Origin of the sequence: Microbispora sp. CA-135349 (assembly GCF_050947365.1) — a bacterium.
Taxonomy (GTDB): Bacteria; Actinomycetota; Actinomycetes; order Streptosporangiales; family Streptosporangiaceae; genus Microbispora.
In genome coordinates this window covers 7,516,071-7,528,406 of record NZ_CP192001.1, presented here as the reverse complement: position 1 = coordinate 7,528,406, position 12,336 = coordinate 7,516,071, and the positions used below count along the sequence as shown (strand labels likewise).

12 protein-coding genes are annotated in these 12,336 nt (G+C 70.0%); 3 read left to right on the top strand and 9 right to left on the bottom strand.

Annotated elements, in window-relative coordinates:
- The first annotated feature begins 4 nt into the window (after positions 1 to 4).
- Entirely contained in the window at positions 5 to 934 is a 930-nt protein-coding gene (locus tag ACQPZZ_RS34665) for a RecB family exonuclease (RefSeq protein WP_432926068.1), read from the top strand.
- A 21-nt stretch (positions 935 to 955) separates the two neighbouring features.
- Here the strand turns inward: ACQPZZ_RS34665 and ACQPZZ_RS34660 are convergent, their stop codons facing one another.
- The 3 genes from ACQPZZ_RS34660 to ACQPZZ_RS34650 form a co-directional block, all read right to left on the bottom strand.
- Positions 956 to 1,894: an oxygenase MpaB family protein gene (locus ACQPZZ_RS34660; RefSeq protein ID WP_432926066.1), complete on the bottom strand. Its 939-nt coding sequence runs from the start codon at positions 1,892 to 1,894 to the stop codon at positions 956 to 958.
- Positions 1,887 to 2,771 (bottom strand): alpha/beta fold hydrolase, encoded by an 885-nt coding sequence (locus ACQPZZ_RS34655; protein ID WP_432926064.1) that lies wholly within the window; start codon positions 2,769 to 2,771, stop codon positions 1,887 to 1,889. The genes ACQPZZ_RS34660 and ACQPZZ_RS34655 overlap by 8 nt, the downstream gene beginning before the upstream one ends.
- Positions 2,772 to 3,073: 302 nt before the next feature.
- A complete protein-coding gene (locus ACQPZZ_RS34650) occupies positions 3,074 to 5,041 on the bottom strand; it encodes a DEAD/DEAH box helicase (RefSeq protein ID WP_432926062.1) in 1,968 nt (655 codons plus the stop codon).
- 455 nt (positions 5,042 to 5,496) lie between these two features.
- Here ACQPZZ_RS34650 and ACQPZZ_RS34645 point away from each other — a divergent pair, with 455 nt between their 5' ends.
- Entirely contained in the window at positions 5,497 to 6,156 is a 660-nt protein-coding gene (locus ACQPZZ_RS34645; RefSeq protein WP_432926060.1) for a ferritin-like fold-containing protein, read from the top strand.
- 496 nt (positions 6,157 to 6,652) lie between these two features.
- On the opposite strand, the gene ACQPZZ_RS34640 is transcribed toward ACQPZZ_RS34645, so the two are convergent.
- The 4 genes from ACQPZZ_RS34640 to ligD all read right to left on the bottom strand — a co-directional run bounded on the left by ACQPZZ_RS34640 (position 6,653) and on the right by ligD (position 8,820).
- A complete protein-coding gene (locus ACQPZZ_RS34640; protein ID WP_363646946.1) occupies positions 6,653 to 6,883 on the bottom strand; it encodes a DUF3107 domain-containing protein in 231 nt (76 codons plus the stop codon).
- Between the two features lie 96 nt (positions 6,884 to 6,979).
- Entirely contained in the window at positions 6,980 to 7,600 is a 621-nt protein-coding gene (locus ACQPZZ_RS34635) for a TetR/AcrR family transcriptional regulator (RefSeq protein ID WP_363646944.1), read from the bottom strand.
- A gap of 70 nt (positions 7,601 to 7,670) precedes the next feature.
- Positions 7,671 to 7,871 (bottom strand): hypothetical protein, encoded by a 201-nt coding sequence (locus tag ACQPZZ_RS34630; protein WP_363646943.1) that lies wholly within the window; start codon positions 7,869 to 7,871, stop codon positions 7,671 to 7,673.
- A gap of 67 nt (positions 7,872 to 7,938) precedes the next feature.
- Positions 7,939 to 8,820: a non-homologous end-joining DNA ligase gene (ligD, locus tag ACQPZZ_RS34625; RefSeq protein WP_432926057.1), complete on the bottom strand. Its 882-nt coding sequence runs from the start codon at positions 8,818 to 8,820 to the stop codon at positions 7,939 to 7,941.
- 307 nt (positions 8,821 to 9,127) lie between these two features.
- Between ligD and ACQPZZ_RS34620 the strand changes: the two genes are divergently transcribed.
- Complete coding sequence (locus ACQPZZ_RS34620; RefSeq protein ID WP_432926054.1) at positions 9,128 to 10,048, top strand: Ku protein; 921 nt, start codon at positions 9,128 to 9,130, stop codon at positions 10,046 to 10,048.
- Positions 10,049 to 10,298: 250 nt separating this feature from the next.
- Here ACQPZZ_RS34620 and ACQPZZ_RS34615 read toward each other — a convergent pair whose 3' ends face one another.
- Together ACQPZZ_RS34615 and ACQPZZ_RS34610 are read right to left on the bottom strand one after the other, a co-directional pair.
- Complete coding sequence (locus ACQPZZ_RS34615; protein ID WP_432926052.1) at positions 10,299 to 10,601, bottom strand: hypothetical protein; 303 nt, start codon at positions 10,599 to 10,601, stop codon at positions 10,299 to 10,301.
- Between the two features lie 653 nt (positions 10,602 to 11,254).
- Entirely contained in the window at positions 11,255 to 11,821 is a 567-nt protein-coding gene (locus tag ACQPZZ_RS34610) for a hypothetical protein (protein WP_432926050.1), read from the bottom strand.
- Between the last annotated feature and the right edge of the window lie 515 nt (positions 11,822 to 12,336).

Genomic DNA, 12,336 nt, shown 5'->3' with positions numbered 1-12,336 from the left:
GGCCGTGGAGCAGCTCGGCCTCGACGGCATGCCGAGGCGGCTCTACACCTGCACCCCGTCGCGCCTGAACACCTGGCTCGACTGCCGGCGTCGCTACCGCTTCACCTATCTCGACCGGCCCGCTCCGCAGAAGGGGCCCCCGTGGGCGCACAACAGCGTGGGGGCCTCCGTCCACAACGCGCTGGCCGCGTGGTGGCGGGAGCCGTACGACCGGCGTACGCCGGTGATGGCGGCCGTGCTGCTCACCAACGGCTGGATCCGCGAGGGGTTCAGAGACGAGGAGCAGTCGGCCGCGTGGCGGGACCGGGCGCGTGAGATGGTCTCCTCCTACGTCGCCACGCTCGACCCGGGAGACGAGCCGGTGGGCGTCGAGCGCACCGTCGCCACGCGTACGTCGGTCATCGCCGTCTCCGGCCGCGTCGACCGGCTCGACCGGCGCGGGGACGAACTCGTCGTGGTCGACTACAAGACCGGACGCCGGCCTTCGACCTCCGACGACGCCCGCTCCTCCATCGCGCTGGCCGTCTACGCGATCGCCTCGTCCCGCATGATGCGCAGGCCCTGCCGCCGCGTGGAGCTGCACCACCTGCCCACCGGGACGGTCGCGGAGTGGGAGCACACCGACGAGTCTCTCGCCCGCCACCTGCGCAGGGCCGAGGACATCGCGACGGAGGCGGCCGACGCCGACGACGCCTACCGCGCATGGGCCGGGCCCGCGAAGGGCGCCGTGCCGGCCCCGCGGCGGGAGGAGGGCACGCGGGCGCCCGCGGTGCCGCCCGAGATCGACCGGCTGTTCCCGCCAGAACCGGGCCCTATCTGCTCCTGGTGCGACTTCCGCCGCCACTGCCCGGAGGGTCGCGCCGTATCCCCCGACCGGCTCCCCTGGGACGGCCTCGCCGGCCACGAGAGTCAGGAGCTCCCCCCTCGCGCGTGATCGTGCGCGGAAACTACACGATCACGGTGGTGGTGAGGGGGCGGCGGGGTGGTGGTGGCGACGATCGACCAGGGCCCTGAGGCCCTTGCCGACGTCGTACCCGGCGGCGCCCAGGCGCTCGCGTGAGGCCTGCAGCATGGCCCTCGTGCCCTCGTCCAGCACCCGTTGGTGCACGAAGTCGGGAATGGTGTTCATGGTCAGCCGGAAGGCGCGCAACGCCGCCGTGACCGTGATCTGCGGCACCTCGGGCAGCGCGCCGTACAGGCGGCGGGCCCAGCCGGGGAGCGTGTAGTAGCAGAGCGCGCCGAACGGGAAGTAGATCGGCTTAGCCGGGGACAGCAGGCGCATGTTGTCCGGCAGCCGCGGCCACAGCAGGAACCGCACGGCGGCGGCGGACTCGGGGATCACCCGCAGGAGGGGCCGCATCCGGGTGAAGTAGTCGTTCATCTCGCCGACCGAGCCGGGCACGTCGTCAGGATGGAGCCCGACGTACGTCGCGCTGTGCCGCTGCTCGGCGAGGTACCGGTCGGCCTGCCGGTCGGTGATCGGGGCGCCCGCGCGGCGGACGACCTCCAGGTAGGACATGACCTCCGCGCAGTGGACCCACAGCAGCAGCTCGGGGTCGTCCACCCGGTGCGTCCTGCCCGTGTCGGGGTCGCGGATACGCAGGGCCCGATGGATCGCACGCACCCGCCTGCCGATCGCCTCGGCCTCCTCCGGACTGCCGTACGTCACGCGGCCCACGAAGTCGGCGGTACGGCGCAGCCGCCCGAAGGGGTCCTCCCGGAAGTTGGAGTTCTGCCACACGCCCCGCATCGCCAGCGGATGCAGGGCCTGCAGCATCAGGCCGCGTACGCCGGCCACCCACATGGTCCGGTCGACGTGGACCAGCCACGTCACGGACTCGGGAGGCTGGACGGTCGGGCCGCCGTTGCCGGGCATGGCGACCGGGTCATCCATGCTGGTGCTGGAGCAGCCGGCTCTCCGCCGCGTTCCAGAAGCGGGTCAGAGCCGCCGCGGTGGTCTCGGGGGCCTCGACGGCCGGCGAATGGAGCGCCCCCGGAACCACGACGCACTCCGCGTCGAGCCGGCGGGCCATCTCGGCCTGCAGCGGCGGCGGCCAGCCGTCGTCGTGCTCGCCGTACAGGACCAGGAGGTCGAGCCCGCACCGGGCCAGCTCCGCACAGCGGTCGGGGGCGTCCAGGACCTCCTCCGCCATGGCGAGGAGACCGGCCGGATGATTGGCGAGCAGCCGCTTGCGCAGGAACGCGACGATGTCATCGGGGATGCCCGCGGCCAGCGCGTCGGGCTCCATCCTGTTCGACCACATGTACTCGAGGCCGTACTCCGGAAGCTCGGCCAGCATGACCCGGCCCATTCGCTCCCGCGGCCCGACGATGCCCGCCGGCCCCGAGCTCATGAGCGTCAGCGAGGCGAGCTTGGCGGCGTCGTTCAGCGCCGCCTCCCGGGCGACCAGCCCGCCGAAGGAGTGCCCCAGCAGGTGGACGGGCTCACCCTGGCCCACCTCCGCCGCGATCGCCTCGATGTCCGCGCCGAGGGCCCCGCAGGTGTACGCCGCCGGATCGTCCGGGCCCGGCGTCTCGTACTGCCCGCGCATGTCCACCGCGATCACCTTGCGGCCGGCCTGCGCCAGCGTCTGCAGCACGGCGATGAAGTCCTCCTTCGACCCGGTGAAACCGGGGACGAGAAGGGCAGGCCAGCGCTCGGGGACACCGCTGACCGGAAGCGCTTCGAGGGCCGCGAACGATCCCAGCGGCGTCTCGATCTGCTCACTGCTGACACCCGGGGGAAGGGTCAGGAACCGTGGCGTGCTCACGAGGCCTCCTCCACCTCACCCCGGATCCCGGGAATCGATGGGCCTGACCGGCCCCACGTCCTGGACCGTCTGCTGAAGGCTCGCTCACTCACGTGGCATCACGATACCCAGGGAAGATCCCGGTGACACTGTCGAAGTGACTACGCCGGTTTCGGACGGTCATTGCGCATGCCTCCTGTCCAGGTCATACCCACTGCGGGGCGAGGCGGCCCCCAAACACGGCGCAGGGAGAGCGCCGGTCGCCCGGTGCCCTCCCTGCCCTTGCGGTCGTGCTCATCGACGAGCGGGCCCGTGCCGGCCCGTCACCCCGTACGGCGAGGCCGCGGCCGGGGCGGGCGGCGCCGCTGCTGGGCGCGCTCGCTCGCGGCGGACGGCGCGGGATCGTCGTCATCGGTCGCGAGGTCGGGAGACTTGAAAATGATCATAAACGGGCTGGCCGGGATGATCCGCTCCTGTTCCGGCTCCGCCTTCGCGGCCGGCCGTTCGACCGGTTCGTCGTCGGCGACCTCGCTCGCGAGCGCTTCCACGGCCGGCTCCCGCGCCACGAGCGCCTGGTCGGCGGTGTCCGCGGCGCGGGTCCTGCGGCGGCGGGCCGGGCGATCCTCCGCCGGCTCCTCCGGGAGCGCCCGGCCGGCGGTGTCCGCGGCGCGCGTTCCGCGGCGGGTGGTCCTGCGGGCGGGTGCCGCCTCCGGCTCCGGCCCGTCACCGGGCCGCGTGGCCTCCCCGCTCACCGGAGCCTCGGCGTGGTCCTCCACGCCGCCCTCCACACCGGCCTCCGTGCCGTCCTGACGGGGCCGTACGGCCTCGGCGTCGGCCAGCGCGTCGCTCAGGGCCGCCGTGTTGGCGCCCCTGCGACCACGGCGCGTCGGCGAGGCCTCGGCGGCAGGGGCCTCCACAGGGCTCTCCAGAGGGCTCTCCACAGGGCCTTCCAGGGAGGTCTCCACCGGAGCCGGCGCCTCGGTCTCCCCGGAGGAGAGCCCGTCGGCGTCGTGAAGGCGTCCCCCACGGGTCCGCCGCCGCTCGCGGGTGCGGGCGGGGCGCTCACGGCGCTCCTCGGTGTTGTCGCGGGCGTCGCCGCGACGGGACTTGCCACGGGAGCGGGAGCGCCCGGTCTCGCCGAGGTCCTCCAGCTCCTCGGCCTCCAGCCCCGCCCGGGAGCGCTGGGCGCGCGGCAGCACGCCCTTGGTCCCCTCGGGGATGTCGAGGTCGGCGTACAGGTGCGGGGAGCTCGAATAGGTCTCGACGGGATCGGAGAAATCCAGCGAGAGGGCGTTGTTGATGACCTTCCAGCGGGTCAGCTCGGTCCACTCGACGAAGGTCACCGCGACGCCGGTGCGGCCCGCCCGGCCGGTACGGCCGATCCGGTGGACGTAGGCCTTCTCGTCCTGCGGGCAGTCGTAGTTGACGACGTGGGTGACGTCGTCGATGTCGATGCCGCGCGCCGCGACGTCGGTCGCCACCAGCACGTTGATCTTGCCGCTGCGGAACGCCCGCAGCGCCTGCTCGCGCTGGCCCTGGCCGAGGTCGCCGTGGACGGCCGCCACCGCGAAGCCCTTGTCCTTGAGCTGCTCGGCGACCATGTCGCAGGCCCGCTTGGTCTCACAGAACACCATCGTGAGCCCGGCGCCCCTGCTCTGCAGCAGACGTGCCACAATCTCGATCTTGTCCATGCGGTGCGTGCGGTAGACGTGCTGCGTCGTCAGCGTGGTCGTCTCGGCCTCGGCCGTGCTGCTCTCCGCCCGGACCCGGGTCGGCTGGGTGAGGTAGCGGCGGGACAGGTTGACGATCTCGCCGGGCATGGTCGCCGAGAACAGCATGGTCTGCCGCTCCTCGGGCACGAGCTTGATGATCCGCTCGATGTCCGGGAGGAAGCCGAGATCCAGCATGCGGTCGGCCTCGTCGAGGACGAGCATGGTGATCTGACCGAGGTCGAGGTGCTTCTGCTTGACCAGGTCGAGCAGCCGCCCCGGTGTGCCGACGATCACGTCGACGCCGGCCTTGAGCGCCTCGATCTGCGGCTCGTACGCGCGCCCGCCGTACACGGTGAGAATGCGCGAGCCCAGCTTGCCGGCGGCGAGGACCAGGTCCTCGGTCACCTGGAGGGCCAGCTCGCGGGTGGGGACGAGGACGAGTCCGCGTGGCTTCTTGCGGTTCTTCCTCGGCTTGCCGACGAGCTGGAGCATGGCGACACCGAAGGCATATGTCTTGCCCGTGCCGGTGCGCGCCTGTCCGATGACGTCCTGGCCGGCCAGCGCCAGCGGGAGCGCCATCTCCTGAATTGGGAACGGTGAAGTGATGCCCTCGGTCTCGAGCGCATCGGCGATCTCCGGGATGACTCCCAGGTCTCGGAACGTCGTTGTCAGCGTGGCCTGCCTCAATCAATGCGAAGGCGGCCTTCCGGGACATCCGGCCGGCAGATCCTCCCCGGTCCGGGTCCTCGCGGGCAGTCGCGCCTTCATCGTGATCAGCGACCGCGGCATCCAGTGGTTCCTGGGGGTCCGGGGGTGGCCCCGGATCGACACAGGGATCGATACGGTGATCGACACCGTACTGATCCACGCAGTGCGGTCGCACTTCCACGAAGCAGTCTACTCGATACCACAACACAGAACCGATTTCTGCGTCTTCTCGCTAAAAGCTCTTGCTGTGTCGCCCGGCGAGCCGAGGGGAGCCCGGTGACGAGCGCGGCACCGGAGGGGGAGCCGGGGAGCCGTACGCTGCACCCATGAGTGATTCCTCTCCAGGGGTTGTGGACCTGCTCGGCGTTCTCGCTTACGCCGAGCTCACCGCCTTCCTCAGGCTGGCCGAGGACGCCGCCCTGCTGGCGCCGACGCTCAACGACAGGGCAGCCCTCGGGGACGTCGCCGCGACCGAGTACGGGCACTTCCGGGCGCTGCGGGATCGGCTGGCCTCGCTCGGTGTCGAACCGGAGGAGGCGATGGCCCCCTTCACGGAGGCGATCGACGCCTGGCACGCTCAGACCAAGCCGAAGGACTGGTACGAGGCGCTGATCAAGGCGTACGTCGGCGTGGGGATCGCGGGCGACTTCTACCGTGAGGCGGCGCGTCACACCACTCCCTCGATCAGCGCCCTGGCGGACGATGTGCTGGCCGACGAGAGCCGCGGGGAGTTCGCGGTGGAGCGGGTGCGCGCCGCGCTGGACGCCGACCCCCGGCTGTGCGGCCGCCTCGCGCTGTGGGCACGCCGCATGGTTGGCGAGGCGCTGAGCCAGGGGCAGCGGCTCGCCGCCGCCCGGCCGCAACTCGCCGCCCTGCTGGTGGGCGAGGAGGGCGAGGACCTGGCGGAGGTCGGGCGGATGTTCGCCAGGCTGACCGAGGCGCACGGCAAGCGGATGGCGGCCCTCGGCCTCACGCCCGGGCCCTAGCCGGCCTGCACGGCTTCCTCCGCGGTCTTCACCGTGTCGCGGTCGTCCGCGACACGGGTGCCCGGCGCACTCGGCTTCGCTGACCTGGCCCGTCTTCCGTGACGGCGGGGACCGGTGGGGCCGGGAGTCCGGTTCGCGCACCGGCCGGTCCGGCGTTCGTGGGTCGCGCACCCGCCAAACGGATGTACGGTGCGAGCATGAGGGCCTCGCGCCGCTACGGCACTTCCTTGACGAGATGTGGGCCGAACAACTGGACTCCGCGTGCGGTGTTGCGGAGAGAAAGCGCGGGCTGCCCGACGATCAGCGGGAGGCGGGATCCCCATCGCGCGGACCTCACCCGCCGCCCCCGCGGATGCGGGTACGGGCGCACCTGAGCCCGCCGCGATCCGGACGGCCGATCAATGAGGCACCCGGCGCAGGGATTCAACAGGACCAGCCACTCCGGCGGCGCGCCTGATCGGTGCGCCGCCGGCGGGCCTGCCTCGGCCGGGAAACGCTAGAGCGTCCCGCCGAAGCCGACGGGGCGCGTCTCGTCCTCGCCGATCTCGACGAATCCGAGCGAGGCGACGGGGACGACCACTCGGCGACCCTTGGTGTCGGTGAGCGAGAAGACCCCCCGGTCGGAGGCGAGCGCCTTGCGGAGTTCCTCCTCGATATCCTCGGCCGACAGGTCGGTCTCCACGACGAGCTCACGGTGCACCGACTGCACGCCGATCTTTATTTCCATCGGGCTCCCCTTTCGCGAGGGCTGGGTCCCTACCCATCGTCGTCGCCCGCGGAGAACGGCGAGCCCTTTGATCGCGTGGAGCGAACAGGATTCCGGTCAGCCGGTGCGGGGGAAACCGCTGATGCCGCGCCAGGCCAGGCGCGCCATCAGCTGCGTCGCCGCCTCCTTGGGAATCGAGCCGTGGCTGCTCAGCCAGTAACGCGCGCTCACCTCGGCCATGCCGACCAGGCCGACGCCGAGCAGGTGCGCCTCGTCGCTGGAGCAGCCGGTGTCCTCCTGGATCACCCGGCTGATCGCCTCGGCGCTTTCGTACAACGAACGCTCCATGCGCTGCCGTACGGGCGCGACGTTGCGCAGGTCGGATTCGAAGACGAGCCGGAAGGCCTCGCCCTGGCTGGAGACGAAGTCGAAGAAGGCGCCGATGGCGGCCTGCACCCGCTGCTTGTTGTCGGTGGTGGACTCGAGCGCCTGCCGGCACCGGGTCACCATGTCGTCGACGTGCAGGTCCAGCAGCGCGAGATACAGCTCCAGCTTGCCCGGGAAGTGCTGGTAGAGCACCGGCTTGCTCACACCGGCCCGCTCGGCGATCTCGTCCATCGCCGCCGCGTGGTAGCCGTTCTCCACGAACACTTCCTGTGCCGCGCTCAGCAGCTGGCGGCGGCGGGCCATCCGGGGTAGCCGGGTGCCCCGGGGCTTGGCGTCCGGGGTAGCGGTCACGGCAGTCTCCTTGCAAGGCGCATCGGGGGCTCCCGCCCCGGGGCCTCATCCTACGTGTCGGTAACTCGGATCAGCGATAGTCCTCGTCGTCGAGGTCGACCGTGCGCTCCTGTTCGGTCACGTCGGCCGGGTCGGCGTCGAACGGGACGTGCTCGGGCCAGCGCCGGTCGTCGGGCACGTTGACGAGCTGGTGCTGCTCGACCGCGTCGGCCTCCGGCGCCTCGATCGAGATCTCCCCGACCACCTCGTCGAGGGGGTCCATCTCGGCCATCTGCTTGTCCTTCCGTTCGAAGGTCGGCTGCGACAGGTTCAACACTACGGCCAGGGCGGCCGCCGGGCTAAGCGGTGAGGGGTCCCAACAGGTCTCCGTGTTCCGCCACGCGCTCCAGCACGTCAGGTGCCGTGAACACCAACTGGTCCGGGCTCTCGCACGCCTCGACCTCCTCCCACAGCAGGGGGGTGGACGCGGTCGGTCCGCGCGCGGCGCGCAGCGAGTACGGCGCGACCGTCGTCTTGGCGGGATTGTTCTGGCTCCAGTCGATGAAGACCTTGCCCGGCCGCTCCTTCTTCGCCATCACGCTGGTCACGAACGGATGCTCCGCCTGCATCCGCCGGGCGAGCGCCTTGGCATAGCCGGACGTGCCGGGTCCGCGGTCCCAGGGGACGTAGACCTGCATGCCCTTCTGGCCGCTGGTCTTGGGGTGGCTTTGCAGGCCGTCGTCGGCCAGGGCCCGCCGCAGCAGGACGGCGACGCGGCAGCAGTCGACGATCGTGGCGGGGGCGCCGGGGTCGAGGTCGAAGACCAGGGTGTCGGGCGGCTGCGGTTCCCCGTCCTTGGCCACCCGCCACATGGGCACGTGGATCTCCAGGGCGGCCAGGTTGGCGTAGTACACGAGCGTGGGCAGGTCGTCCACGAGCGCGAAGTCGATCTCCTCGCGGTTCTTGGTGCTGCCCGGCGCGGGCAGGGTCACCGTACGGACCCACCCGGGGGTGTGCTCGGGCACGTTCTTCTCGAAGAAGAACTGGCCGTCGACGCCGTTCGGATACCGCTTGACCGTGAGCGGACGCCCCTTCAGGTGCGGGAGCAGGACCGGCGCGATCCGGGTGTAGTAGTCGATCACCTCGGCCTTGGTGAACGCGGCGTCGGGATAGAGCACCTTGTCCAGATTGGTCAGGACCAGCAGGCGACCGTCGACCTTCACCCGCACCTTCTCCGTCATCCCTGCCCCTCCCGCCGCACCTCCGCGACGATCTCGTCGCCACGCACGCCTCGGCCGGATCCATCGGGCGTTCCCGGGGATCCGCCTCGGCAGCCGGCCAGAGAAGGGGCTCTGCCCGATCTCGGGCGGCTCAATCAGGCGGAGGAGGTCGCCGGACATCGCCGGCGATCCGCGGAGGGGACTTGTCCGGGAATGGCGAGCATCGGTGCGGTCGGATACGGCACCGCCATAGTGGGTACCTGCCCATGAGGTAACTCCCTTGAATCCCACCATGGCGTTGTTCGAACACAGAGACGAGAATGTGGCTATGCGCAGCATCTGGAAAGGCGCGATCTCGTTCGGTCTGGTCACCATCCCGGTGAAGCTCTATTCGGCGACCGAACAGAAGGACGTGGCGTTCCACCAGGTGCATCGGGATGACGGCGGGCGGGTCAAGTACAAGCGGGTCTGCTCGATCGACGGGGAAGAGGTGCCGTACTCCGACATCGCCAAGGGGTACGAGCTCGCCACCGGCGAGATGGTCGTGCTGACCGACGAGGACTTCGCCGACCTGCCGCTGACCAGCTCCCGCAGGATCGACGTGCTGCAGTTCACCCCCGCGGAACAGATCGATCCCATCTACTTCGCCAAGTCGTACTACCTGGAGCCGGACGGGCAGGGCGCGAAGCCGTACGTGCTGCTCAGGGACGCGCTGGAGCGGTCGGGGCAGGTGGCGGTCGTGAAGATCGCCCTGCGGCAGCGCGAGTCGCTGGCCGCGCTCCGCGTCCGGGACGGCGTCTTCGTGCTGGAGACCATGCTCTGGCCGGACGAGATCCGCGAGGCCGACTTCGGGTTCCTGGAGGAGGACGTCGACGTACGGCCCCAGGAGCTGAAGATGGCCGAGTCCCTGATCGAGACCATGGTGGCGGATTTCGACCCCACCGAGTACAAGGACGCCTACCGGGAGGCGCTGCAGGAGGTCATCGAGGCGAAAGTGGCCGGCAAGGAGGTCGTCGCCCCCGAGGTCCCGGCCGAGGCCGGGCCGGCCGTCGACCTCATGGCCGCGCTGCGGGCCAGCGTCGAGGCGGCCAAGCGGGAGCGTCAGGGCGCCGCCGAGTCGAAGTCGCCCGGCGGGGCCGCCAAGGCCAAGACCGCCGCCTCCGGCACCGCTGCCAAGAAGGCCGCGTCGAACGGCGCGGACGAGGAGGAGAAGGCGCCCAAGAAGCGGAAGACGCGCCGCTCGGCCTAGACCCTGCCCGAGCACCCTGCGGGCCTATTGTGAGGAGCCCCGGCGGGCGATTCCGCCGGGGCTTACTTCACGGTACGGAAGTGGGCGATCCGTACAGGGCCGCAACTCTCGGCCGTCCGTTCGCCCGGCCGCCCGATTCACCCGCCCGCCCGATCGACATGGAGGTGGCGGCGAAGGCGTGATCAGGGCGGGCCCGGACACCGCGGCTTCACGCTGACGGCCCCGTACGGGTGGGCGTCACCCGTCAGTGTCAGTCGTCGTCGTCGCCGTCGATCTCGACGACGGCGTCACCGGATGCGAAGGCCGCGTTGCTGCGGTGGACCTTCTTCTCCTTCTTGAACTTGAAGAAGCGGAAGTCGTTGCGGTTGACGGCCGTGTTACGGCAGCCGCGGCCGCGACGTCCGCAGTGACCCCAGCCGTGGCCGGAGTTGCTGGAGATGGTCGGGGTGCTAGGGGTGGCCGCGTGAGCGGCGGTGGTGCTCAGGGCGAGCGCGCCGCCCGTCATTACCGTCCCGACCGCCAGGCTGGTGATGACGTTCCGGAATTTGGGCATTGAGGTCCTCCTCGAAGGATGGAGTGCCCGAGTGCGACATTTCCAGGGACTGCCGGAAATGCCCGGGAGATGTCCTGTATGTCCGACTATCGCCCGTGGCGTCTTAATTACCGATGCGGCCTGCCGGCAAACTCGGCGGGAGGGGATTTGGGCCGGCGTTGTGCTGTGGCGCCCCACGTTAGGCGACGGCTGACCTGATCGACGTTCATGCCTGACGCGTTCGGGCGGGATCCGGGGTAGGGCGGGCTCCTGGTCCGCGGTGCGGTGTTGCCAATCCCCGGTTCTCGTGCGCTTCGTCCCTTTCTCAGCAGTGTCCGGGGGAGAGCGGCGGCGGGCCGTGGGAGGGGGAGACGGCGCGAGGTCCACCGCGTCGTGAGGTGGCGGGCCGTGAGGTGGCGGGCCGGGATCGGGCGCGCAACGGTCAGGGCTCCGGCGAGGATCTCGCCGGAGCCCTTGTCTCATGCCATCCGATGGAGGGTGTTTCCAGGCATCCTGTCGCTCAGCGCGCGGATGCGCTGGAAACACCTGGCTGCACTCACCGGCGCCGTCGTCCCCGGTCGTTGGCGGAGAGGAACGCGTGAGCGGTCCCGCCCACCGGCTTCCGTCACCCGACCGGACGGCGCGGTGTCGCGCGAGGCGTCAGGCCTCGCGGATCAGACGTCGTTGTTGTGGTTGTTGTTGTGGTTGTTGTTGTTACGCTCGCGGTCGTTGCGGTTCCACCAGTCGTTGTTGTTGTGGTCCCACCAGTTCTGGTCGGCCCACCAGTTGTTGTTGAGCCAGTTGAAGTCGCGGTCGTCCTTCTCCTGGAAACCGAAGGCGACGTCCTTGGCGACGAGGCCGAAGGCGTCGTGCCCGGAGCGGTCGTCCTTGTAGAGGTTCTGACCCCACCAGTTGTTGGTGTCCCACCAGTTGTTCTGGTTGCGGTCGTTGAGGTTGTGGTTCTGGTCGTTGCGCTGCGGGTTGTTGTTGTTCGGGAAGAAGGCGTTCGGGAAGTCGTTCCCCTTCTTGTTGTCCTGGGCGATGCCGCCCGTGCTGTCGTCGACGCCGTTGGCCGCGCCGTCCTTGACGATGGGGCGGTCCTCGTTCTTGTTGAAGAAGAAGTCGTTCTTCTTGAAGGGGTTGTCGTCGGCGCTGGCGGCCGTGGCGCCCATGGCGACGGCCCCGCCGACGACCGCGGTGCTGAGCGCGAGCCCGGCGAAAATCTTCTTGAGGTTGGGCATTATGGTTCCTCCCTGACAGGATTCGATTTCGAATTGCCCTGCGTTTATCGGTATTTCCCGCCCGCCTGCGGCGGGCGGAAATTTCTTCATGGCTCTTATTGAGCCTTGCTTCCGACGCTAGGGTGATTTCCTGCCGGGCGGCCCGACAAACTGACGTCTGCTGCTTTTAGTTAATGATTAGCTGCGTATAGGCTTGATTCGATGGATAATGCGCCTTATGTAGTGATAGGTACGATTTGTCCCCCAGGCGCGGACGCGTCCTGACGTCCGGTGAGCGGGGGTGCCGACTTACCTGCGTTTGCCGTCGATGGGCGGGTCGGGGAGGTCGGGGAGGTCGGGGAGGTTGGGGAGGTTGGGGAGCGGTCGCGATCGCCGGCGGTGGAAAGGCCACGGAGGGAAGGCCGCAGAGGGAAGTGAGTGGCGGCGATGGCCGTGGTCAGGGGAAAGAGCAGGGCTCCGGCGGAACCTTCCCGCCGGAGCCCTTGGTTGTCACTGTAGGAGGATTGACGGCCGTT